The sequence below is a fragment of the Nocardia sp. BSTN01 genome (genome assembly GCF_015354405.1).
Classification (GTDB): Bacteria; Actinomycetota; Actinomycetes; order Mycobacteriales; family Mycobacteriaceae; genus Nocardia.
This window is the reverse complement of the sequence record NZ_JADKYP010000006.1, coordinates 87548-110846: the sequence shown is the minus strand read 5'-3', so window position 1 is coordinate 110846 and position 23299 is coordinate 87548. Positions and strand designations below refer to the sequence as shown.

Sequence of the window (23299 nt, the reverse complement as noted above, 5' to 3'; positions counted from 1 at the left end):
CTCATGAAAGCGATACGCCTGTACGAATTCGGCCCGGCCGAGAACCTGCGGTACGAGACGGTCCCCAACCCACCGCCGGGAGCCGGACAGGTCCGGATCACCGTCGCCGCGGCGGGAATCCACTTGGTGGACACGCAGTTACGCCGCGGCCTGCCGGGCCCCTACCCACGTCCGCCCTTGCCGACGATCCCCGGCCGGGAAGTCGCGGGCGTCGTCGAGTCCGTGGGCTCCGGCGTCGACGCGGAGCTGCTGGGCACTCCGGTCGTCACCCACCTGGGCGCGGCGCCGGGCGGCTACGCCGAACTGGCCGTCGCGGATGCGCAACGGCTGCACCGGATTCCGGACGCACTGGATCCGGCCGCGGCGGTGGCGATGATCGGCACAGGCCGAACCACCCTGGGCATCCTGGGATTCGCCGGCGACATCGAGCCGGGACAGCTCGCGGTGGTGCCGGCCGCGGCGGGCGGAATCGGCACCCTGCTCGTGCAGTATCTGCGCGCCGCCGGACTCACCGTCGTCGGACTGGCCGGCGGGGCGGCCAAGGTCGCCACGGTCGAAGACAACGGCGCCGACCTCGCCCTCGACTACACCGACCCGGGCTGGCCGGACGCGGTGCGCGCACGCTTCGGCGAGCGGCCCGCGCACTGGGTCTTCGACGGGGTCGGCGGCGCGGCCGGCCGGGCCGCGGTGGAGCTGCTCGCACCCGGCGGCGCCCATCTCGTCTTCGGCTGGAGCGATGCCGCACTGGAATTCGCACCCGATGAGCTCGCCGCCCGCGGCATCACCTCACGATCGGTCCTCGGCCCGGAAATGCTCGAACGGGGCGGCGGAATCGCGGCGCTGGAGACGCGCGCCCTGGCCGCCGCCGGATCCGGGCGGTTGCGCCCGGCGGTGCACCGGTTCGCCCTCGCAGACGCCGCGGCCGCGCACCGGGCCCTCGAGGATCGCGCCACCGTCGGCAAGGTCGTCCTCGAGCCGTAACTATCGGTAGCTGACCGATTGCTGGCGTAACCGATTCGTAGCCCTTCGCCTCGGTCGCAGCTCCTACGCTGGAGGTCGCGTCTCGTTCTCACGGCCCGCGACCGAGGCCGGCGGGCGCACGCGGAGGAGGTTTCGTCCATGCCTGTGTGCACGACGCGTGACGAGGTCGACATCTACTACAAGGACTGGGGTTCGGGCCGCCCCGTGGTCTTCATCCACGGCTGGCCGCTCAACGCCGATGCCTGGGACGATCAACTGAAACACGTCGCGGACAACGGTTTTCGCGGTATCGCGCACGATCGCCGCGGACACGGCCGGTCGGCGCAGCCGTGGGGCGGATACGACTTCGACACCTTCGCCGACGATCTCAACGATCTGCTCACCCGGCTGGACCTGCGCGATGTGACGCTGGTGGCGCACTCCATGGGTGGTGGCGAACTGGCCCGCTACATCGGCCGCCACGGCACCGGACGCGTGCGGTCCGCGGTGTTGCTGTCGGCTATCCCGCCGCTGATGGCGCGCACCACCGACAACCCCGAAGGCGTGCCCGACGAGGTGTTCGATCAGATCAAGAAGGGCATTCTCACCGAACGCTCGCAGTTCTGGCGCGACACCTCCGAGGGCTTCTTCAGCGCCAACCGGCCGGGCACCAGAGCCACCCAGGGCAACCGCGACGCGTTCTGGTTCATGGCGATGCACGAGGCGATCGAGGCCGGAGTGCGCTGTGTCGACGCCTTCGCCTACACCGATTTCACCGCCGACCTGCAGAAGTTCGATGTGCCGACGCTCATCGTGCACGGCGACGACGATCAGATCGTGCCCATCGACGCCACCGCCCGCAAGGCGGCGAAGATCATCCCGGACGCGACGCTCACCGTCTACGAGGGCGGTTCGCACGGCATCGCCCTGGTCCCCGGCGACAAGGAGCGTTTCAACGCCGATCTGCTGGCGTTCCTGCAGAGCTGAGCGAGCGGTTCAGGTGAATCGGATGCTGCGGGCCATCAGCCGCTGCATCGGACCGCGGGTCAGATCCGTCCACGCCTGCAGCGGACCGCTCCACCACGGTGAGATCTCCACCGGTTTCGCGACGACGGCGTGACACACCAGATCCGCGGCCTCGGCGGCGGTCAGCCCCGGCATGGAGCCGAAATCGGTGGGCGCGCTCATGCGGGTATGCACCAGCGGCATGTAGATCGATGTGGCGGTCACGCCGTCGGCCGCCACCTCGGTCGCCACCGTGCGCAACCACTGGTCGAACGCCGCCTTCGACGCGCCGTAGGCGGCCCACCGCGGCGCCGGCGGCATGCGCAGCCCCCAGGTGGAGATGTTGACGATATGTCCGCGGCCACGCTGCCGCATCGCCGGCAGCAGGGCCAGCAGCAATCGCACCGGCCCGAGGTAGTTGATATCGATGGTCCGGGTGAAGTCGTGGAAGCGGTCGTAGGACTGCTCGATCGAGCGGTGAATCGAGTGGCCCGCGTTGTTGACCACCACATCCACCCGCCCGTGCGTGGCGAGGATGTCGCGGGCCAAGCTGTCCACCGCGTCCATATCGGTCAGGTCGGTGCTGTAGGTGTGTGCGATGCCGCCGCCCGCGGTGATGTCGTCGGCCACGGCCTCCAGCTCCGCCGCCGAGCGCGCCACCATCACCACCACGGCTCCGGCGGCGGCGAATTTGGCGGCGGCGACCTTCCCGATGCCGTGTGAGGCTCCGGTCACCAGCACGACCCGCCCGGACACGGCGTCACGCAACGCCGCGTCCCGGGGTCGCGACGTGGGATACAACAACCGCGTCGCGACCCGCTCGGCCAGCGGACGGCCCGGTGAGGCGGTATCTGTCACAGCCGAAACTGTATTGGGCCGCTCGGCCCCGCGGGCCGGAATCGTCACCGCGACCGGGAACCGGTCAGCGCCCTGCCGCCGCCGCGGACGCGGCATCCACCGCGACCGCGCGACGTCGCCGCCGGCCCGAGGTCGCCGCCGCCGTCACCGCCATCATGATCAGCAATGCCGCACCGACCGCCAGCGCGGTGTGCATTCCGGTGACGAACGAGCTCTGCGCGGCATGGATCACGGCCGAATCGCCGCTGTGGCGCACGAGCGTCTCGCCGAGCGTGTCGGCGAAATCGCCACCCGATCGGAACACCAGCGCCGCCAGCGAACCCAGCAGCGACAACCCCAGGGCGTTACCCAGTTCGAAACTGGTTTCGGAGATACCGACCGCTGATCCCGCGCGTTCGGCCGGAACCGAGGACACCGCGACCTCCGACACCAGAGTGAACACGATGCCGTAGCCCAGACCCGCGATGGTGGATCCGGCGATGTACCAGCCGATTCCGCCGTCGACGCCGATGCCGAGCAACAGCAGATTGCCGACCGCGGCCGCGCTCAACGCCAGCACGAACGAGCCGCGCGTGCCGAGCCGGCGCGCCACCCGCGCCCCGCCCATCGAGCACACGAACACCGCGATCGCCGCCGGAATACCCAGCAGTGCCGCGCCCAGAACGTCGCGTCCGGCCACCGACTGCAGATACATGCTGGTCAGGTAGCTCATGCCGGCCAGCGACATCATGCCCACCGTGGAGGACCCGATCGCCACCCGGAACAGTCCGCGCCGGAACAGGCTCAGATCCAGCAGCGGTTCGGCGAGGGTGCGCTGGCGCCGCACGAACGCCACCAGGATCGCGATACCGGCGAGTCCGAGCACCACCGAGACCGCGTCGACGCCCTCGGCCGCGGCCCGTTTCACCGCGTACACCAGCGGCAGGATGCCGCCGATGGACATGACCACGCTCACCGGATCGAGCGGTCCGCGACCGACGGAGCGATGTTCGGGCAGCAGCAGCGGTCCCAGCGCCAGCAGCACCAGCAAGACCGGCGTATTGATCAGGAAGATCGAACCCCACCAGAACTTGTGCAGCAGCAGGCCGCCGATCACCGGTCCCACCGCCGAACCGCCCGCGAAGAACGCCGTCCAGATGCCGATCGCGGTGCCGCGGGCCCGGGCATCGGGGAACAGGCTCGAGATCAGCGCCAGGCTCGACGGCAGCAGCGTCGCACCGCCGACACCCATCAGCGCGCGCGCCGCGATCAGCACCCCGGCGCTGGGCGCGAAGGCCGCCAGCAGCGAGGCGATGCCGAAAACCGTTGCGCCGGCGAGCAATATGTTGCGCCGGCCGATGCGGTCACCGAGATTGCCCATGGTGATCAGCAGTCCGGCGATCATGAATCCGTAGATGTCGAGAATCCACAGCTGCTGTTCGGCCGAGGGGTCCAGATGCTCGGTCAGCGTCGGCATCGCCAGGTACAGCACCGACATGTCCATCGACACCAGCAGCACGGGCAGAATCAACACCGCCAGACCCAGCCACGCCCGCCGGGGGGTTGCGCTCGGCGCGGTGTAGCCCGCCGCCGAGGTCTCAATGCCGACCATCACCTATCCTTCATCTCGTGCGTACGTCGTACGCGACCCGGGTACAGCGTACGCATCCGGCCGCAGAAAGGAAAGCGAGTTTCGATGCCGAAACCTTCCCACCCCTCCTCACCGGCACCTTCGGACTCTCCGAGTCGCCCCCAGCCCGAGCGGCTGACGCGAGCGGCGATCGTCGACACCGCCATCGCACTCGCGGATGCGGACGGCATCGACGGACTGTCCATGCGCCGCATCGCCGAGCGGATGGGCGTGGGCGCGATGTCGCTGTATCGGCACGTACCGAACAAGGACGCACTGCTGGCCGATATGACCGACGAGGTCGCGCGCCGCTATCCGTACCCGGCGCCGGACGCGGGCTGGACCTGGCGCGACCGGGTGCGCGCGGCCGCCGACATCGACTGGCAGCTCTACCGGCTCCACCCGTGGGTGCTGTTCACCTTCGCGGTGCCACGCTACAACTTCGGCCCACACAGCCTGGCGTGTCTGGGCTGGCTGACCGAAGGGCTACTCGAACTGACCGATGATCGCCGCGAGGCCACCGCGATGGCTCTCGAGGTCTGGAGTTATATCGCCGGGATCGCTCTCCAGCAGGTCAGCGCCACCATTCTGGCCGCCCGCGAGGACGAGCACGACGAATCCTCCGGCCTGACGGCACTTCTCGAGGGCACCCCGCGCTGGCCGAGCCCGCCCGCGCTGGCGCCCCTCGAAGGCACCGGACTCGGCGATCTGCTCGATCCTGTGCGGCAATTGCATTCGGGCCTGTCGGCGATGTGCGACGGTTTCGCCGCACGCCACAACCGACCCGGAGCTCAGTAGTACGACCGGCCCTCGATCCCGCCGGAGACCGACCAGACCTCCACGATCAGTCCGTCCTGGACGCGCAGGATATCGGTGCCGCTCACGGCGATCTCACCGTCCGCGACCGGCCGGCGCGAACCGTAGGGCCGCGCCACGGTCCCGGTACGGCGGTCGTCGATCTCGACGACCGCCTCGCCCTGGGTTTCGAATCGCTGCCCGGGCGCGGCCGCGCGGAAGGCCGCGATCTGCCGCGCGAACGTCTCCGGATCGTGGATGGTGTCGTATGCCTCCGCGCCCGGTTGGGCGTACCGAAGTGTGAAGTGCGGAGCCATGATTCGATTCGCGAGCTCCAGTTCCCCGTTCCACATCGCCGTCCACCGGTCGAAGAGTTCGATTCCGTACGCACGCATGTCCACTCCAATAGTCTCATTGATACGGTATGGCAGATATGAAGCTATAGTCTCAGTGAGACCGTGTCAATGCCGTTCCGAACCGAGACGTGCCGAACCGAAAGCTGACGACCATGGCGGATCTGGGAGCGCAGGACCATATCGTGCTCGGGCTCATCGCCCGGCACGGCCCGCTCACCCCCTACGAACTCAAAGCGCGCATGGAGGAAAGCGTCGACTACTTCTGGCCGGTGCCGCATGCGCAGCTCTATCGCATTCCGGCCCGGCTGGCCGAGCGTGGCCTACTGCACGAGGACGCCGAGGAGACCGGCCGCCGGCGCCGGGTGTTCCAGCTCACCGACGCCGGACGCGAGGCGTTACGCGCGTGGCTGGCCGACCCCGGGTGCCCGCCGCCGGAGACGCGTGATCCGGCGCAGGTGAAACTGTTCTTCGCCGATCTCGGCGCACCGGAGGACGTGGTCGCCCTCGCGCGCCGCCAGGCGGCCGAGCACCGCCGCTGGCTCGACCGCTACCGCGCCATGCACGCCGAGATCGACCCGGCCGATACCGTGCGCGCCCAATCCCGTTCCCGCATCCTGGAACTCGGCATCGGCCACGAACAGGCGTACGTGGATTTCTGGACCGAACTCGCCGACCGTCCCGACCGGGTCGGGCACGGCGATTCGGCGCCGGTCAGCCGGTGACCACGGCGTAGGCGAATCCGTCCCAGCCCTTACTGCCCACGGTCTGCAGCACGGTGGCCTCGAGCCGCGGCTCGTCGGCGAGCAGTCCCAGCGCTTCCCGGGCCCCGCGGACCGCGGGATCGCCGGGATCGCCGTCGGCCAGGGCACCGCGGCGCACGACATTGTCGACGATGATCACCGAACCGGGCCGGGTCAGCCGCAAGGCCCACCGCACATAGTTGGCGTTGTTGACCTTGTCGGCATCGATGAAGACCAGGTCGAAGGGCTCGCCGTGGTCCTCGGCGACCGCGGGCAGGGTGTCCAGCGCCGCACCGACCCGGATCTCCACCCGCTCCCCCACACCCTTGCGATCGAGGTTGGCTCGGGCCACCTCGGCGTGGTGCGGATCGTATTCCAGGGTCACGACGCTCCCCTGCGGTCCCACCGCACGCGCCAGCCACAAGGTGCTGAACCCGCCGAGCGTGCCGATCTCGAGGACACGCCGTGCCCCGGCCGACAGTGCGAGCAGATACAGGAATTTGCCCTGCGCCGGCGAGACGTCGATGGGCGGCAGCCCCGCCTCGGAGTTCGCCTGCGCCACATCGGAATCGGCGTCCCCGATCAGAGTGTCCACGACGTAGCGGTCGACCGCGCCCCATTCGGCATTCGTCATATCGGCCAGTGTGCCACCGCCATCCGGCCCGTGCAGCGCAGCGCCGTCGGCGGCACCCTCACGGCAGCGCCGCGCGGGCTCAGAACAGGAAGTAGCGCTGCGCCATCGGCAGCTCGCCGGCCGGCTGCTGGTCCCACACCTCGCCGTCGATGCGCACGGTGAAGGTGTCGGGTTCCACCTCGATGCGCGGCATCGCGTCATTGAGCGGCAGATCGCTCTTGGTCCGGCGGCGCACATCGGCCACCGGGACGAGTGTGCGCCGGACCCGCAGCCGCTCGGCGAGTCCGTCCTCGACGGCCTGCGGGGAGACGAAATGCAGCGACGTCCCCGCCGCGACCACCGGCGCGGCGCCGAACATCGGCCGCGGCAGCACCGGCTGCGGAGTCGGGATCGAGGCGTTGGCATCACCCATCGCGGCCCAGGCGATGGCGCCACCCTTGAGCACCGCATGCGGGCGCACACCGAAAAAGGCCGGCTCCCACAGCACCAGATCGGCCAATTTGCCGACTTCCACCGACCCGATCTCGTGGTCCAGACCGTGTGTCACCGCCGGGCAGATCGTGTATTTCCCGATATAGCGACGCACCCGATGATTGTCGGCGGCCCCGTCGCCGGGCAGCGCGCCGCGGCGGACCTTCATCATGTGCGCGGTCTGCCAGGTCCGCATCACCACTTCCCCGATGCGGCCCATCGCCTGGGAATCGGAGCCGATCATCGAGATCGCGCCCAGATCGTGCAACAAATCCTCGGCGGCGATGGTGGAGGGCCGGATCCGGCTCTCGGCGAAGGCGAGATCCTCGGGCACGGCCGGATTGAGATGGTGGCACACCATCAGCATGTCCAGATGTTCGTCGAGAGTGTTGATCGTGTGCGGGCGGGTCGGATTCGTCGAGCTGGGCATCACATTCGGGTGCGAGGCGACGGTGATGATGTCCGGCGCGTGCCCGCCGCCGGCGCCCTCGGTGTGATACGAGTGGATGGCCCGCCCGGCGATCGCGGCGAGAGTGTCCTCGACGAATCCGGCCTCGTTGAGCGTATCGGAATGCAGCGCGACCTGAACTCCGGCGGCATCGGCCACCCGCAGGCAGGCGTCGATCGCTGCCGGGGTGGTCCCCCAGTCCTCGTGCAGCTTGAATCCGCCGGCGCCGCCGCGCAATTGCTCCCACATCGCCTCGGGACGCACGGTGTTGCCCTTGCCGAGCAGCAGGATATTGACCGGCCAGCCGTCGGTGGCCTCCAGCATGCGGCCCAGATGCCACGCGCCGGGAGTGACCGTGGTGGCCTTGGAGCCCTCGGCCGGCCCGGTTCCGCCGCCGATCAGGGTGGTGATACCGCCGCCGAGCGCCTCGTCGAGCAACTGCGGGCAGATGAAGTGGACGTGGCAGTCGATCGCGCCGGCGGTGAGGATGCGGCCGTTGCCGGCGATGATCTCCGTCGACGGGCCCACCACCAGATCCGGATGCACGCCGTCCATGGTCTCCGGATTTCCGGCCTTGCCGATCCCGCAGATGCGGCCGTCGCGAATGCCGATGTCGGCCTTGATGATTCCCCAGTAGTCCACGATCACCGCCCCGGTGATCACGGTGTCCGGCGTGCCCTCGGCGCGGGTGGCACGAGCTTGGCCCATCGATTCGCGCAGGACCTTGCCGCCGCCGAAGACGGCCTCGTCACCGGCCAGGCCGGGTCCGCCGCAGCGGTCTTCGGTGATCTCGATCAGAAGATCGGTGTCGGCCAGGCGAATTCGATCCCCGACCGTGGGGCCGAAGAGTGTGGCGTAACGAGCGCGGGACAGTTCCGTCATCGGTCGACCGGCCTTCCGTCCGTCTCACCGGACCGGTTCACCACCGGGCCGAGCGGCCCCGGCGCCTCCGGGCCGATCCCGTACACCTCGCGGCTGCCGCCCAGCGGCACCAGCGAAACGCGCTGCGCCAGACCCGGTTCGAAGCGCACCGCCGTCCCCGCCGGAATGTCGAGGCGGCGGCCGTGTGCCGCGACCCGGTCGAATTCGAGGGCGGTGTTGGCCTGCGGGAAGTGCACATGACTGCCCACCTGCACCGGCCGGTCGCCGGTGTTGACCACCTCGAGTTCGATCCGGTCGGCGCCGGCGTTGATCTCGATGGGGTCGGCGCCGAGCAGATACTCTCCCGGCACCGGGCCGCTCCCGGCGGATATCGCGCTCATCGGTGCCCCTCAGCCGATCGGGTGATGCACGGTCACCAGTTTCGTGCCATCGGGAAAGGTGGCCTCGACCTGCACGTCGGGGATCATCTCCGGCACACCCGCCATCACGTCGTCGCGGGTGAGCACGGTGCGGCCCGAGGACATCAACTCGGCGACGGTGCGGCCGTCGCGGGCGCCCTCCAGGACGTGGTCGGTGATGATCGCGACGGCTTCGGGATGGTTGAGTTTCAGCCCGCGCGCCTGCCGCCGCCGCGCCAGTTCGGCCGCGTAGCTGAGCATCAGCCGTTCCTGCTCGTGCGGTGACAGACGCACATCGCCTCCTCGGCTGCTCGGACGTACGGTGCTCGATATCTTGGCACGGCCGTACCGGGTGCGCTCGTCGTCGGGTCGGCGCTCGGCTTCGGCGCTAGCTCTTGGCCGCCCCGTCCGCGGTGAGGTTCTGCAGCCGCACCTGCCCGCGCGCGACCACCCGGTCCTGCTCGTCGGTGATCTGCACCTGCCACAGTTGCTGCGATCGGCCCTGGTGAATCGGGGTGGCGACACCGCGCAGACTGCCCTCGCGGACCGCGCGCAGGAAGTCGGTGTTGTTGTTGACGCCGACCACATGTCCGCGGTCGCCGAACCAGACACCGCCGCCGACACTGGCCAGGGTTTCGATGATCGTGCAGTACACCCCGCCGTTGACGATGCCCGCCGGCTGATGCAGCTGCGGCGAGACCACCCACTCCCCGACCACGCGATCGGGCCGGACCTCGGTGTACTTCAGACCGATGAGGTCGGTGAAGGTCCCCTCGCTGTAGCGGGTCATCTGCTCGGGCGTGACATCCGCCAGGGAGCGAGCCTCGAATCGGTCGTGCTGTGTCATGGAAAAACACTTACACCACCTGAGTACCGGCCGGTACGGCGGTGCCGCGCCCCAGGGCGCGCGCGGGCCCGGTAATCGAGCAGCACACCTGGTGATAACATGTGAAAATCGTTGTACCGCAGGGGTATACGCACTCACAGCGATCCGGCTACGGTTGTGATCACGGCGAGCGCAACCCTCGCTCCCGCACCCGCGCGCCCCTACCGTGGCGGCCATGACAGCCGCATCGGACACTCCGCTCAACGATATCGTCGACGCCACCGCACAGGCTGTGGCCGGCGATCCGGCGAAGGCGCAGGTCCTGTTTTCCGCCGCCGGAATCGCGGAGGGCGCCGTCGGCAGCGCCGTCACGGCCGGCACCTATACGGTCCGGGTGGACGAGCCGGCCGCGCTGGGCGGCGCGGGCACGGCGCCCAATCCGGTCGAGTTCTATCTCGCGGCGCTGATCTCGTGTCAGGTGGTGACCTACCGGTTCTGGGCACAGCGGCTGGGCATCGTCGTCGACGGTCTGCGCATCGACGCCGAGGGCGACCTCGACGTGCGCGGCTTCTTCGGCCTCGACGATACCGTGCGCGCCGGATTCCAGCAGGTCCGGGTGACGGTGCACATCGACGGCCCGGAACCGGCGCAGCGTTACGCTGAACTGCAGGCCGCCGTGGACGCCCACTGCCCGGTTCTCGACATCTCCACCGGGCCGACGCCCGTGCTGACCACACTGATCACTGCCGAGTTGGAAAACTCCACAGTTCCCGCCTGATTCTTCGCGAATCGGGCATCCTTGGGGGCGGCGCACCGCCGCCTCATGCGCGACGACCCATCCCATCTACACCTTTTGGAGCTGAAACCCATGACCGACTCCGTCGAGCCGAACGATCCGGCGCAGAACTGGAGCTTCGAAACCAAGCAGGTCCACGTCGGCCAGATTCCCGACGGCACCACCAACGCTCGCGCGCTGCCGATCTACCAGACCACCTCCTACACCTTCCGCGACACCGATCACGCGGCGGCGCTGTTCGGTCTGGCCGAGCCCGGCAACATCTACACCCGCATCATGAACCCCACCCAGGACGCGGTCGAGCAGCGCATCGCCGCCCTCGAGGGTGGTGTGGCGGCGCTGCTGCTGTCCTCGGGCCAGGCCGCCGAAACCTTCGCGATCCTCAACATCGCGGGCGCCGGTGACCACATCGTGTCGAGTCCGCGCCTCTACGGCGGCACCTACAACCTGTTCCACTACACGCTGCCGAAGCTGGGCATCGAGGTGTCGTTCGTCGAAGATCCCGACGATCTGGATCAGTGGCGCGCCGCGATCCGCCCGAACACCAAGGCGATCTACGGCGAGACGGTGTCCAACCCGCAGAACCACATCCTGGACCTGCCGGGCCTGGCCGAGGTCGCGCACACCGCCGGTGTGCCGTTCATCGTGGACAACACCGTGCCGACCCCGTATCTGATCCAGCCGCTGAAGCACGGTGCCGACATCGTCGTGCACTCGGCGACGAAGTACCTGGGCGGCCACGGTGCGGCGATCGCCGGCGTGATCGTCGACGGTGGCACCTTCGACTGGACGGTGACCGACGAACAGGGCAACTCGCGCTTCCCCGGCTTCACCACCCCCGACCCCAGCTACCACGGCGCGGTGTTCGCCGATCTGGGGGCGCCGGCCTACGCGCTGAAGGCGCGGGTGCAGTTGCTGCGTGACCTCGGCTCCGCGGTGGCGCCGTTCAACGCGTTCCTGATCAGCCAGGGTCTCGAGACGCTGAGCCTGCGGGTGGAGCGGCACGTCTCGAACGCGCAGGCGGTCGCGGAATTCCTCACCGAGCAGCCGGAGGTGACCAACGTCTTCTACGCGGGTCTGCCGTCGTCGCCGTGGTACGAGCGCGGCCGCGAGCTGGCCCCGAAGGGCACCGGCGCCATCGTCGGCTTCGAGCTGGCGGGCGGTGTGGACGCCGGTAAGCGGTTCGTCGACGCGCTGACCCTGCACAGCCATGTCGCCAATATCGGCGACGTGCGTTCGCTGGTCATCCACCCGGCCTCGACCACGCATTCACAGTTGACTCCCGAGGAGCAGCTGGCCGCGGGTGTGACGCCGGGCCTGGTCCGGCTCGCGGTGGGTATCGAGGGGATCGAGGACATCCTCGCCGACCTGCGGACCGGTTTCGCCGCCACCCACTAGTTCTCGCCGATGCCCGGTTCGCCGCCATCCCGGCGGTGGGCCGGGCATCGTCGTGTCTGCGAAACACGCACCGGCACATCGGGATCCGCGAGTGGACGCCTCGGAAACGACGCGGCGGACCCTTCCTGACGAAGGGCCCGCCGCGGGCAGTGGACCGGGGAGTCGACCGCAGCCCTCGGGACTCTCGCTCGATCCGGACGCCGAGTTGAGTGTAGGTCAGGCTTACCTAACCAAGCAAGAGCGACGTACCGGCAACCCTCGATCGGCCAGCGCCAGCAGCAGCGCCTGCCCTCGCTCGGTCCCGGCATCCGCGCCGGTCCGCGCCAGTTCCGGCACGTAAGTGGCGGCGCCGACGATGGATTCGCCCACCAGATTCCAAAATCGCGCCCGGCTCAGCCCGGCACAGCGGTACAGGCTTTCGCACACCAGCGTCAGCGCCGCCTCGCAGCGATGGGCCAGCCACACCGACAGCGCCCGATCGCACGGCAGCGTCACCACCCCCGGGCGCCCGGCCAGCGGATCACCCGCCACCACGCGAATCGTGGTGTCGGACAGGCCCGCCCAGTCCAGCCCGCCGTCGTTGTCGGTGTGCACCCACAGATTCTCGAGCCCGGGATCCCAAGCCCGGTTGTCACAGACCGCCAGCGCGACCACCCGGCCGACCACGGCATGGATCAGCGCGGTGGCGACCACCTCGGCGGCGATCCCGGGGCTGACCATCTCCGCGGCATGCCGGCGATACATCAACTCGATGCGACCTTCGCGCACCCCCTCGGCCAATCGCCACCAGCGCCGGCGACCCTGTTCGGCCATCGCCGCCATGGCGTAGACCCGCGGATGACCGGGCTGCAACGCGCGCAGCCGGACGCAGATCTGTTCGAACGCCGGCTCGAGACGGCGAGCCGGGAAAATCGTCACTGGTTCGGACATCGAACCCCCTCAACGTTCGGCATTACGGTCGACAACGGAAGATAGGTTAGGCTTACCAGACTTGTTATCGCCATGAAACGCGTCACCCAGGAGTCGTTCGCCGCCGTGTCCGCCGCAGTCATCACCCCCCGTCGCCGCGCGACCGGCCTGGCACTCCTGGCCGGGGTGCTGCTGCTCGCCGTCGTCGCCGGACTCGCCGTCGGCGCGAAATCCCTGTCCCCCGCCGAGATCTGGCACGCCGTCTCCTGCCCGGACGGCGTGCCGTTCACCTGCCCGGCGGACGGGCAGGCCGATCGGATCGTGCGCGAATTGCGGTTGCCGCGAACGGTTCTCGCGCTGCTGACCGGCGCCGCACTCGGTATCGCCGGCGCGCTGATCCAGGGCTACACGCGCAATCCGCTCGCCGATGCCGGATTGCTGGGCCTCAACGCGGGCGCGGCGTTCCTGGCCGCGCTCGGCATCCATCTGTTCGCGCTCACCCAGCCGAGCCAGTACATCTGGTTCGCCTTCGCCGGGGCGCTGGTGGCGGGTGTGGTGGTGTTCGGCGCCGCGGCGACCGGCGGCAGCCGATCCACCCCGTTGACGCTGGTCCTGGCCGGGGCGGCGGTCACCGCACTGCTACAGGCGCTGACCAACGCGGTGATCCTGCTCGATCCGGCCGCGCTGGACACCTACCGCTTCTGGGTGGTCGGCACACCCGCCGGGCACGAACCCGCGGTGGCGGCGCAGGTGGCGCCGTTCATCCTCGCGGGAGCGGTGCTGGCGATCCTGGCCGCGCCCGGGCTCAACGCGATCGGACTCGGCGAGGACGTGGCGCGCGGACTCGGGGTGAACATCGCGCGCAACCGCGCCATCGGCCTGACCGCGGTGGTGCTGCTGACCGGCGCCGCGACGGCCGCGGTCGGCCCGATCGCCTTTCTCGGATTGGTCGTTCCGCACCTGGGCCGCATGATCACCGGCCCCGATCATCGCTGGCTGATTCCGTATTCGGCGCTGCTCGGCGCGATCGTGCTGCTGCTGGCCGATGTCGTCGGCCGGGTGATCGCACCACCCGGGGAGTTGCAGGCCGGTATCGTGCTCGCCGCGATCGGCGCACCCTGTTTCATCGCCCTCGTGCGCCGGCGGAAGGTGGCCGAACTGTGAACGCGCGCAGCGATATCCGCACTCCGGACTCCACCGGCATGGAATCGAATACCGGGGCGGGGACCACCGGAGACGAACGAACCGTGGACGCCGGCACCGAGGCGGTGTCCGGCTTCGGCGGCGACGGCTCCCCCAGTGCTGTCGAGGCGGCGTCCGGCTCCGTCGGCGATTCGAGCAACGCTCCCGACGTGGGCCGATCCGGCGCGCAGCTGACCCGGGTCCGGCCGGCCGTGCGAATCGCCGGAATGTCTGCGGTCCTTCGTCTTTCGATGCTGCTGACGCTGCTGGCCCTGGCCGCCGCGATCGTGGTGCTGTTCGTGGTCGACATCTCCGTCGGCGACTATCACATCGCGCTCGGGCGGGTGCTCGACGTGCTGACCGGCGGCGGGACCCGCTCGCAGCGCTACGTCGTCATGGAATCGCGACTGCCGCGCGCGGTGACCGCGCTGGTGGCCGGGGCGGCGCTCGGCATCGCGGGCGCGATCACCCAGTCGATCCTGCACAATCCGCTCGCGAGTCCCGACGTCCTCGGCATCACCTCCGGAGCGAGCTTCGCCGCGGTGGCGGTCCTGGCCGGAGCGGGTGGCACCGCCACCGGAATCGTGGCGTCGCTGGGTGTTCCGCTCGCGGCGCTGGCAGGCGGGCTGGGCACCGCCGCACTCATCGGCGTTCTGGCGCTGGGGCGCAACAGCGGCGGCGACACCGGGCTGAGCGGAATGCGATTCATCCTCATCGGGATCGGGGTCAACGCACTGCTGCTGGCCGGTATCAACTGGCTCGTCACGCGGGCGAGCCTCGATGACGCCACCCGGGCGCAACTGTGGCTCACCGGCTCGCTCAACGGCGCGGACTGGAATCGGACCGCGGCCGCGGCCGCCGGACTCGTCGTCGTGGTCGCCATCGCGGCGGGCTCGGCGCGCACTCTCGCCGCGCTGCGCTTCGGCTCCGACACCACCCGCGCGCTCGGTGTGCGCGTGCAGGCGCAGCAGCTGGTGCTGATCGGCGCCGCGGTGGCGGCGGCCGCGCTGGCCACCGCGGCGGTCGGCCCGCTGGCCTTCGTCGGATTGGCCGCGCCGCAGATCGCGCGCCGGCTGCTGCGCACTCCCGGCGAGCCCGTGATCGGCTCGGCCCTGACCGGCGCGCTGATCGTGGTCGCCGCCGATGTCGCGGCCCGCACCGTCGTACCGGTCGATCTGCCGGTCGGCCTGGTCACCGCCGCGTTCGGCGGACCGTTCCTGCTGTTGCTGCTGATACGCGTGAACCGGAAGGCGACATTGTGAGCACCCGAACCCCGCACCGGAGCACCGGCAACGACGACGCGCACCGCCTCGCCGCGGAGAACATCACCCTTGGCTACGGCGGCCGCGTCATCGTCGACGGCCTCAGCGTCGATATCGAGCCCGGCCTCATCACCACCGTGATCGGACCGAACGGCTGCGGCAAATCCACACTCCTGCGCGGGCTGGGCCGCCTGCTGCGGCCGAACGCGGGCCGAGTCCTGTTGGACGGCAAGGCGATCGCCACCATGAAAACCCGCGACGTCGCCCGCATCGTCGGCATGTTGCCCCAGACCCCGGTCGCACCGGAAGGCCTGACCGTGGCCGATCTGGTCGCGCGCGGGCGCCATCCGCATCAGTCCTGGCTGCGCCAGTGGTCGGCCGACGACGAAACCGAGGTCGCGCACGCCCTCGCCCAGACCGGCGTGGCGGAACTGGCCGACCGCACCCTCGACGAACTGTCCGGCGGACAGCGCCAGCGGGCGTGGATTTCCATGGCGCTGGCCCAGGGCACCGACATCCTGCTGCTCGACGAGCCCACCACCTATCTGGATCTGGCCCATTCGCTCGAGGTCCTCGACCTCGTCGACCGGCTGCACGACGATCTGGGCCGGACCGTGGTCATGGTGTTGCACGATCTGAATCTGGCCATCCGCTACAGCGACCGGCTGATCGTCATGCGCGAGGGCCGCATCGTCGCCCAGGGCGCGCCGGGCGAGGTGATCGACACCGAACTGTTGCGGACGGTCTTCGGGCTGCGTGCCGAGGTGCACACCGATCCCGTATCGGAGCGCCCGATGATCGTGCCGATCGGCGCGCGCCACGTAGTCGGCGCGATCGGCGGGCCCCGTGCGGCCGACGCCGAGACGAGTTCCCCGACCGCGCTATGAAAAATCCCACACAGCTACCGACCGGTTACGACGAACTGTAGTACGCATTTGTGTCGTTGCCTCCGTAAGCTGGAGGGATGGCAGGTCTTGGTGAACTCGAGAAAGCGGTCATGGACCAGTTGTGGTCGGCCGATGAACCGCAGACGGTACGGCAGGTCCACGAAGCCCTCGCCGCGCGCCGCGAGCTCGCGTACACCACGGTGATGACGGTGCTACAGCGGCTGGCGAAGAAGAATCTGGTCGTGCAGCAGCGCGACGACCGGGCACATCGATACGCGCCCGTGCACACGCGCGACGAACTCGTGGCCAGTCTGATGGTCGACGCGCTGCAGCAGGCCGACGAAGTCGGTTCCCGGCGCGCCGCGCTCGTGCACTTCGTCGAACAGGTCGGAAAGGACGAGGCTGCCGCACTCCGGGATGCACTCGCTAAGCTCGAAGCAACCGAGACCGCGCGCACCCCGTCCGAGGACGAGAACACCGCGTCCGACGACAACGGAGTCGCCCCGCCGCAGTAGCTGCGTGGTGCTCTCCGCCGCCGCGATCTCGGGCCCCTGGCCCCACAACGCAGTGAGCTGAGTATGAACGCAACCGCGCCGGTCTTCGCCGGTCTCGCCTTGCTTCTCGCGGGACCGGTCCCGGCTCTGCTCAGCCGAGCCACCTGGCCGTACCGGACACCCCGCGCGGCGCTGGTGTTGTGGCAGGCGGTCGCGCTGGCGGCGGTGCTGTCGGCATTCGGATCCGGGCTGGCCATCGCCAGCCTGCTGCTCGTCCCGGGACCCGACGGCCGCCCCACCACCTCCCCGACCAAGGAGATCGACGCGCTCGGTCTGGGGCTCTGGCTGATCTACGTCGTCGTCTTCGCGCTGACCCTGCTGGTCGGCGCGCGCCTGATCTATGCCGCGATCCGGGTCGGCGTGCACACCCGCCGCCGCCGCGCCCGGCACCGGATGCTTGTCGACCTGCTCGACCAGGGTGGCGACCCGACCCACGACGATCTGATCGCGACCTCACCACTGGCCGGTACCCGAGCCGCGGATATCCGCGTCCTCGCCGCCGCCGAACCCATCGCCTACTGCCTGCCCGGTCTGCGCCGGCGCGTGGTGCTGAGCCAGGGCACGTTCGCGAATCTGTCGAAATCCGAGCTGACCGCGATCGTGAGCCACGAGCGTTCGCATCTGCGGGCGCGCCACGACCTGGTGCTGGAGGCGTTCACCGCCGCGCACGAGGCGTTCCCGCGGGTGGTGCGCAGCAAATCCGCACTGGATTCGGCGAAACTGCTGATCGAACTGCTCGCCGACGATTCCGCCGTCAAGGTCACCGGCCCGACACCGCTGGCCCGCGCCCTGGTGACCTGCTCGAATTCCACCGCCCCGCAGGGAGCCATGGCCGCCGGCGGGCCCACGACACTCATCCGGATTCAACGCCTGACCGGTCCGCTCGGCGATCTGCGCGTCGCGACCGCGGCCTATGTGACGGCCGCCGCGATCCTGGTGGTTCCGACCCTCGCGGTGGCGATTCCGTGGCTGGTCGAATTGAACCGGTTGCTGAGTGCCTGAGCGACGGCGTTCACCGGGAGCGCGCGGCCGGCAGTCGAACAACCGCGGCGACAAGCCTTTCGGACGCGGCGGACCTCAGCGCGCGCGATCCTCGGAAAGTTCCCGGCGGACCGCGGGCGGGCGGCCGACGGGCGAGCGCATAGAACGATCGGACCGCACGTCCGGCGCCGAAGACCGGGCACCGAAGGACGGTCGCCGGGCCGCCCGCGTTACCGAAGCGTCGACCTCATCGCCGGGCGAGCACGGTGCTCGGGATCCGGCCGCCTCACGGACCACGCTCGCAGGGCCCGGATTCGCGGACCTCGGCCTGCCGGTCGAACTGGTTCAGGCATTGCGGCGCGGACGTCTCGAGACTGCCTTTCCCATTCAAGCCGCGGCGATTCCGGATGTGCTCGCCGGTCGCGATGTGCTGGGACGCGCCGCCACCGGTTCCGGCAAGACACTGGCCTTCGGCCTGCCGATGCTGGTCCGGCTGCGGCGCGGGGCGTCGGCACCACGTCGTCCTCGGGCCCTCGTCCTCGCCCCGACCCGAGAGCTGGCCGCGCAGATCGAGGCCGCCCTCGACGAGGCGGCGCTGTCGCTGGGCCTGCGAGTGGCGACCGCCGTCGGCGGCGTACCGATCAAACGGCAAGCCGATCGCCTGACCCGCGGCGTGGACCTGCTGGTCGCGACCCCCGGCCGGCTCACCGACCTCATCGACCAGGGCAAGGTCGGCCTGGACGGGGTCCGTGTGGTCGCGGTCGATGAGGCCGACCACATGGCCGAACTGGGCTTCATCGACCAGATTCGCGCGATCCTCGACCTCCTCCCCGCCGACACCCAGCACCTGCTCTTCTCGGCAACCCTGGACGCCGCCGTCGACACGCTGGTCGACACCTATCTGAACGACCCCGTCCACCACGACGTGACGACGACCGCGGCACGGCGCGCGACCGGGGACTCGGCGCGCGCGCCGGGTGCGTCCGAAACCGGCACCGATTCCGGGACGTCCGGGCGGCCGGCCGGATCGGCACAAGGACGAGCCGCACGTGCATCTCGGACCGAATCTCGCCTCGAGGCAAGGGATTCGGCGGCTGCGCCCGAGAAGGCCGACGCTCCGGCTGCCGGTGCGAACACGACTGCCGACCTCCCTCCGGCCGACAGTGCCGACAGTGCCGGTAGCCCGCGCACCGGCAGCGAGTTCGGTGGGTTCTCCCCTTCCGGCACAGCCGAGGTCGCCCACTACCTCGTACAGGTGCGAGCATCCGACAAGCGCGCCGTGGTCACGCAGATCGCCGCACGGGACGGGCGCACCCTGCTTTTCGTGCGCACCCAGTACGGCGCGGACAAACTCGCGCGGCGGCTACGGGAGGTTGGGGTCGGAGCCGTCGCGCTGCACGGCGGGCTGAGTCAGGCGCAGCGCACCCGCACCCTGGCGGCCTTCTCCTCCGGGGTGGCACCGGTGCTGGTCGCCACCGATGTGGCCGCGCGCGGTATCCACGTCGACGACGTCACGCTGGTGGTCCATGTCGATCCCGCCGCCGACGCCAAGGATTATCTGCATCGCTCCGGCCGCACGGGCCGCGCCGGCGCGGCCGGAACAATCATCACGATCAGCACCGATGCGGGCACCGAAACCGTGCTCCGCGACGCCGCGGTGCCGTTCGAGCAGCTGCGCGCGCGGTCGGGCGACTCCCGGCTCGCCGACTTGGCCGGGGCCCGCCCGCCGACCGGACGCCCGCTCCCGGATCCGGCCGCCGCCCCGGCTCGGGCGGTCGACACGCAAGAAGCCGACACACGCGCGAGGCCCCGGCGAAATAACCGGCCGCCACACTCCCGCAACCGCCGCGCCAACTGAATCACCTACCGGGACAACCCCACCCCATCGACTCGGCAGCGTGCCAACCACCGACGTCGGACCCAGTTTCCGACTGCGACTTGCAGAGAACGGCTTTCGACCGTGCAGCGTCACTGCGGCGTCAGCCCTTCGAAATACCTTCCACCACAGCGGATTTCACCGCATCGGCGCCCGACCCGTCCTTCAGGTCCACGCCGGATCGTCCCAGCGCACGCGCACCCGCGACCAGACCCGCGACCACCGCCGCGGCCTGCCGATACCCCAGGCCCTCGGGCGGGTGGATATTCGACACGCAGTTGCGTTCGGCGTCGGTGCGGCCGGGGCGAGGGTGGTGGGTGAGGTAGATGCCGAGACTGTCGGCCACCGACAGGCCGGGGCGTTCGCCGATCAGCACCAGCACGGTGCGTACGCCGAGAGCGGCGCCGAGAGGGTCGCCGATCGCCACCCGCGCCTGCGTCGCGATCACCGGCGGGGCCAGCGCGTAGTGCGGGGCGAGTTCGTCGATCAGGGCAGCGAGCAGATTCGGGCCGTGTGTCGCGAGCGCACGCGGAGACAAACCGTCGGCCAGCACGAATCCCACGTCGAAAGTACTGGGCGACAAGGGCTTTCGTATCTCCGGGGAGTCCTCGGGTTCGCGTCCGAGATCGGGCCTGCGCAGATACTCCGCGCGGTCGCGCGCCCGGCTGCGCACCCGGATCGGCGTCCCGATGTCCAGCGCGGCGATCCGTTCGCTCAACGCATCCACGTCCACGGAGGTGTGCACGGCGTCGCGCGCCACCGAATGCGCGGCCCGGAATTCCAGTACCCGCGCGGTGGGCAGCGCATCACCGGTGCGCCCGAGCCCGATCCGTGCCTGGGTCACCCCACGCAATTCCCGCCAGAAAAGTTCGCTGCCCGCACTCGGCCGACTCCCATCCCGATGCTCCACGCTCATCGAGGCCCCGCCAATTCCCGCAGCGGCGAGCTCAGTGGTTCCACCGCGGCGATACCGCCCGCCGCGTCCAGCATTCCCAGCCCCACCAGCCACTGCTCGAACTCCGGCGCGGGCGCGAGTCCCAGCAGCCGGCGCACGTACAGCGCGTCGTGGAAGCTCAGGCTCTGGTAGCCGAGCATCACGTCGTCGGCCCCGGGCACCGCGATCACGAACGCGACGCCGGCCGCGCCCAGCAGCGTGAGCAGGGTGTCCATATCGTCTTGATCGGCTTCGGCATGGTTGGTGTAGCAGACGTCGACGCCCATCGGCAGGCCGAGCAGTTTGCCGCAGAAGTGATCTTCCAGTCCGGCTCGCACGATCTGTTTGCCGTCGTACAGATATTCCGGGCCGATGAACCCGACGACAGTGTTGACCAGTAACGGCTCCAGTTCCCGCGCGACGGCGTACGCTCGCGCCTCGAGTGTCTGCTGATCGACGGGTCTGCCGCCGGTACCGAGGTGCGCGCCCGCCGACAATGCCGAGCCCTGCCCGGTTTCCAGATACATCACGTTGTCGCCGACGGTTCCGCGACCCAGCGATCGTCCGGCGGCGTCGGCCTCGCGCAGCAGCGACAGATTCACCCCGAAACTCGCATTCGCGGCCTCGGTCCCCGCGACCGACTGGAAGACCAAGTCCACCGGCGCCCCCGCCTCGATCAGCCTCAGCGTGGTGGTCACATGGGCGAGCACGCAGGATTGGACCGGGATGTCGAATCGGGTCCGCACCTCGTCGAGCAGCGTCAGCAGCTCGGTGGCGGCTCGCGGCGAGTCGGTGGCCGGATTCACGCCGATCACCGCATCCCCACAGCCGAGCAGCAATCCGTCGAGTACCGCCGCGGCGATACCGCGCGGATCGTCGGTGGGGTGATTGGGCTGCAACCGGGTGGCCAGCCGCCCCGGCAGTCCGATGGTGGTGCGGAAACCGGAGCGCACCTCGGCGGCCCGCGCGACCGCGATCAGATCCTGATTGCGCATCAGTTTGCTCACCGCCGCCACCATCTCCGGCGTCAATCCCGCTGCCACCGAACGCAATACCGCGGCGGGCTCCGATCCGGCGGCCACCGCGAGCAGCCAGTCCCGCAGCCCGCCGACGGACAGTCGCGCGATCGGCGCGAAGGCGGCACGATCATGGTTGTCGAGAATCAGCCGGGTGACCTCGTCGGTCTCGTACGGCACCACCGGATCGTTCAGGAATTCGCGCAACGGCACCTCGGCCAGCGCCCATTGCGCGGCGGCGCGCTCCGCGTCCGAACTCGCGGCGCACCCGGCCAGTTCGTCGCCGCTGCGCAGCGGTGTCGCCTTCGCCAGCAGGTCGACCAGCCCGTCGAAGGCGTAGGTCCGGCCGTGGAGGGTCTGCTGATACCGCGTCATCGGGTCTCCTCCGGATACGCGCGTCCTGTCCACCCTCACCGCCGGTGGTGGCTGCCAGCGTACCGCCGCGCCCGCACCCTGCGATGTCCGTTATGTCCCAACGCGTTACGATCGGGTAAGCACTCCGACAGTACGGGAGGCGCGCATGACCGAACGCAAACCGGCCCGCATGGGATTCGAATCCTGGATCGACAAGCAGATCCGCGAGGCGACCGAGCGCGGCGAATTCGACAATCTGGCCGGGACCGGCAAACCCCTGCCCGGCATGGGCGAGCCGTACGACGAGAACTGGTGGCTGAACAACTACCTGCGCCGCGAGGGGGTCGGCGGTGAGGCGTTGCTGCCGACCTCGCTGTCACTGCGCCGCGATCTGGAGCGGTTGCCCGAGCGGGTCGCGGAGATGGACTCCGAGGCCGAGGTCCGCGCCTACGTCTCCGATCTCAACCATCGCATCGTGGAATGGATCCGGATGCCGCACGGACCGCACGTCCGCCTCGCACCCGCGCGAGCCGACGAGGTCGTCGCACGCTGGCGCGCCGACCGGCGCATCCGGCAACGGCCGACCTCCGGAAGCGGAAAGACCTCTCCCGCAAGCCCTTCCACCCGGCATCGGGACGGCGGCCGAAACCGCCCGCCGTGGTGGCGCCGACTGCTCCGCCGCGACCGCCCCGGCGCCGCCTAATCCCGCGAAGGCGGGAATCCCCCGGTGGCGACCGGCCCCCACCGCTGCACCTCGATGCGGATCAAGGATTTGTTCTGCCGCGCCATCGCCGCGCGATAGTCGTCCCAATCCGGATGCTCACCCGCGATGCAGCGGTAGTAGTCCACCAGTCCGTCCAGCGCTTCGGGCATGTCGAGCACCTCGGCGCGGCCGTCGATCTGGACGTACGGACCGTCCCAGTCGTCGGACAGCACACAGATCGACACCTGCGGGTCGCGCCGGACGTTGCGGGTCTTGGCCCGCCCCGGATAGGTGGAGATCACGATCCGGCCCGCGTCGTCGACGCCGCAGGTCACCGGCGACATCTGCGGGGCGCCGTCGGCGCGCGTGGTGACCAGGACGCCGCGGTGGCGCGCGCGGGCGAAGTCGAGCAGTTCGGTCCGGTCGACCTCGGTGGCGGTCGCGATCCGTGGCATGGGCGATCCT

The 23299-nt window shown here is 69.8% G+C and carries 25 protein-coding genes; 13 read left to right on the top strand and 12 right to left on the bottom strand.

The genetic code is table 11. From position 1 onward, the window contains the following. The first annotated feature begins 3 nt into the window (after positions 1 to 3). On the top strand, positions 4 to 981 hold the full coding sequence (locus tag IRT45_RS07975; RefSeq protein ID WP_194805212.1) for a zinc-binding dehydrogenase: 978 nt from the start codon (positions 4 to 6) through the stop codon (positions 979 to 981). A 138-nt stretch (positions 982 to 1119) separates the two neighbouring features. Then, the gene (locus IRT45_RS07970) at positions 1120 to 1947 is read left to right on the top strand and encodes an alpha/beta fold hydrolase (RefSeq protein ID WP_194805211.1); all 828 of its coding nucleotides are present in this window, start codon (positions 1120 to 1122) and stop codon (positions 1945 to 1947) included. 9 nt (positions 1948 to 1956) lie between these two features. On the opposite strand, the gene IRT45_RS07965 is transcribed toward IRT45_RS07970, so the two are convergent. Both IRT45_RS07965 and IRT45_RS07960 read right to left on the bottom strand, forming a co-directional pair. Continuing rightward, positions 1957 to 2823: an SDR family NAD(P)-dependent oxidoreductase gene (locus tag IRT45_RS07965; protein WP_309240838.1), complete on the bottom strand. Its 867-nt coding sequence runs from the start codon at positions 2821 to 2823 to the stop codon at positions 1957 to 1959. A 64-nt stretch (positions 2824 to 2887) separates the two neighbouring features. Then, positions 2888 to 4414 (bottom strand): MFS transporter, encoded by a 1527-nt coding sequence (locus tag IRT45_RS07960; RefSeq protein WP_194805209.1) that lies wholly within the window; start codon positions 4412 to 4414, stop codon positions 2888 to 2890. A gap of 84 nt (positions 4415 to 4498) precedes the next feature. On the opposite strand from IRT45_RS07960, the gene IRT45_RS07955 reads away from it, so the two are divergent. Then, positions 4499 to 5230, top strand: a complete 732-nt coding sequence (locus IRT45_RS07955; protein WP_194805208.1) for a TetR/AcrR family transcriptional regulator — start codon at positions 4499 to 4501, stop codon at positions 5228 to 5230. Here the strand turns inward: IRT45_RS07955 and IRT45_RS07950 are convergent. Continuing rightward, entirely contained in the window at positions 5224 to 5622 is a 399-nt protein-coding gene (locus IRT45_RS07950) for a nuclear transport factor 2 family protein (RefSeq protein ID WP_228533936.1), read from the bottom strand. The two genes, IRT45_RS07955 and IRT45_RS07950, sit on opposite strands and share 7 nt — an antisense overlap. A gap of 113 nt (positions 5623 to 5735) precedes the next feature. Here IRT45_RS07950 and IRT45_RS07945 point away from each other — a divergent pair, with 113 nt between their 5' ends. Beyond that, entirely contained in the window at positions 5736 to 6305 is a 570-nt protein-coding gene (locus IRT45_RS07945; RefSeq protein ID WP_063906030.1) for a PadR family transcriptional regulator, read from the top strand. Here IRT45_RS07945 and IRT45_RS07940 read toward each other — a convergent pair. The 5 genes from IRT45_RS07940 to IRT45_RS07920 all read right to left on the bottom strand — a co-directional run bounded on the left by IRT45_RS07940 (position 6295) and on the right by IRT45_RS07920 (position 10003). After that, the gene (locus tag IRT45_RS07940; RefSeq protein ID WP_194805207.1) at positions 6295 to 6957 is read right to left on the bottom strand and encodes an O-methyltransferase; all 663 of its coding nucleotides are present in this window, start codon (positions 6955 to 6957) and stop codon (positions 6295 to 6297) included. The two genes, IRT45_RS07945 and IRT45_RS07940, sit on opposite strands and share 11 nt — an antisense overlap. Before the next feature lie 79 nt (positions 6958 to 7036). After that, complete coding sequence (locus IRT45_RS07935) at positions 7037 to 8758, bottom strand: urease subunit alpha (protein WP_194805206.1); 1722 nt, start codon at positions 8756 to 8758, stop codon at positions 7037 to 7039. Next, positions 8755 to 9138 (bottom strand): urease subunit beta, encoded by a 384-nt coding sequence (locus IRT45_RS07930; RefSeq protein WP_194805205.1) that lies wholly within the window; start codon positions 9136 to 9138, stop codon positions 8755 to 8757. Before IRT45_RS07930 ends, IRT45_RS07935 begins: the two co-directional genes overlap by 4 nt. Before the next feature lie 9 nt (positions 9139 to 9147). Further along, positions 9148 to 9450, bottom strand: a complete 303-nt coding sequence (locus IRT45_RS07925) for an urease subunit gamma (protein WP_063009767.1) — start codon at positions 9448 to 9450, stop codon at positions 9148 to 9150. Between the two features lie 94 nt (positions 9451 to 9544). Continuing rightward, a complete protein-coding gene (locus tag IRT45_RS07920) occupies positions 9545 to 10003 on the bottom strand; it encodes a PaaI family thioesterase (protein WP_375540069.1) in 459 nt (152 codons plus the stop codon). 214 nt (positions 10004 to 10217) lie between these two features. Between IRT45_RS07920 and IRT45_RS07915 the strand changes: the two genes are divergently transcribed. Further along, positions 10218 to 10760, top strand: a complete 543-nt coding sequence (locus tag IRT45_RS07915; protein WP_194805204.1) for an OsmC family protein — start codon at positions 10218 to 10220, stop codon at positions 10758 to 10760. 90 nt (positions 10761 to 10850) lie between these two features. Beyond that, a complete protein-coding gene (locus tag IRT45_RS07910; RefSeq protein WP_194805203.1) occupies positions 10851 to 12176 on the top strand; it encodes a bifunctional o-acetylhomoserine/o-acetylserine sulfhydrylase in 1326 nt (441 codons plus the stop codon). A gap of 222 nt (positions 12177 to 12398) precedes the next feature. Here the strand turns inward: IRT45_RS07910 and IRT45_RS07905 are convergent, their stop codons facing one another. After that, a complete protein-coding gene (locus IRT45_RS07905; protein WP_194805202.1) occupies positions 12399 to 13106 on the bottom strand; it encodes a hypothetical protein in 708 nt (235 codons plus the stop codon). Between the two features lie 72 nt (positions 13107 to 13178). On the opposite strand from IRT45_RS07905, the gene IRT45_RS07900 reads away from it, so the two are divergent. The 6 genes from IRT45_RS07900 (at position 13179) to IRT45_RS07875 (ending at position 19809) form a co-directional block, all read left to right on the top strand. Next, a complete protein-coding gene (locus IRT45_RS07900) occupies positions 13179 to 14249 on the top strand; it encodes an iron ABC transporter permease (protein ID WP_194805201.1) in 1071 nt (356 codons plus the stop codon). A 245-nt stretch (positions 14250 to 14494) separates the two neighbouring features. Next, positions 14495 to 15529 (top strand): iron chelate uptake ABC transporter family permease subunit, encoded by a 1035-nt coding sequence (locus tag IRT45_RS07895; protein ID WP_194805329.1) that lies wholly within the window; start codon positions 14495 to 14497, stop codon positions 15527 to 15529. Next, positions 15526 to 16416 (top strand): ABC transporter ATP-binding protein, encoded by an 891-nt coding sequence (locus IRT45_RS07890; RefSeq protein ID WP_194805200.1) that lies wholly within the window; start codon positions 15526 to 15528, stop codon positions 16414 to 16416. Before IRT45_RS07895 ends, IRT45_RS07890 begins: the two co-directional genes overlap by 4 nt. A 77-nt stretch (positions 16417 to 16493) precedes the next feature. Further along, on the top strand, positions 16494 to 16931 hold the full coding sequence (locus IRT45_RS07885; RefSeq protein ID WP_194805199.1) for a BlaI/MecI/CopY family transcriptional regulator: 438 nt from the start codon (positions 16494 to 16496) through the stop codon (positions 16929 to 16931). Positions 16932 to 16994: 63 nt separating this feature from the next. Continuing rightward, positions 16995 to 17972 (top strand): M56 family metallopeptidase, encoded by a 978-nt coding sequence (locus tag IRT45_RS07880; RefSeq protein ID WP_194805198.1) that lies wholly within the window; start codon positions 16995 to 16997, stop codon positions 17970 to 17972. 319 nt (positions 17973 to 18291) lie between these two features. Further along, a complete protein-coding gene (locus tag IRT45_RS07875) occupies positions 18292 to 19809 on the top strand; it encodes a DEAD/DEAH box helicase (RefSeq protein WP_375540072.1) in 1518 nt (505 codons plus the stop codon). 121 nt (positions 19810 to 19930) lie between these two features. Here the strand turns inward: IRT45_RS07875 and eutC are convergent, their stop codons facing one another. Next, positions 19931 to 20743, bottom strand: a complete 813-nt coding sequence (gene eutC, locus IRT45_RS07870) for an ethanolamine ammonia-lyase subunit EutC (RefSeq protein WP_194805197.1) — start codon at positions 20741 to 20743, stop codon at positions 19931 to 19933. Beyond that, positions 20740 to 22152: an ethanolamine ammonia-lyase subunit EutB gene (locus tag IRT45_RS07865; RefSeq protein ID WP_194805196.1), complete on the bottom strand. Its 1413-nt coding sequence runs from the start codon at positions 22150 to 22152 to the stop codon at positions 20740 to 20742. The genes eutC and IRT45_RS07865 overlap by 4 nt, the downstream gene beginning before the upstream one ends. A gap of 145 nt (positions 22153 to 22297) precedes the next feature. Between IRT45_RS07865 and IRT45_RS07860 the strand changes: the two genes are divergently transcribed. Then, positions 22298 to 22834, top strand: a complete 537-nt coding sequence (locus IRT45_RS07860) for a DUF1992 domain-containing protein (protein ID WP_194805195.1) — start codon at positions 22298 to 22300, stop codon at positions 22832 to 22834. On the opposite strand, the gene IRT45_RS07855 is transcribed toward IRT45_RS07860, so the two are convergent. Further along, positions 22831 to 23289, bottom strand: coding sequence for a PPOX class F420-dependent oxidoreductase (locus IRT45_RS07855; RefSeq protein ID WP_194805194.1), 459 nt, complete (start codon positions 23287 to 23289; stop codon positions 22831 to 22833). The genes IRT45_RS07860 and IRT45_RS07855 overlap by 4 nt on opposite strands. Positions 23290 to 23299 lie beyond the last annotated feature (10 nt).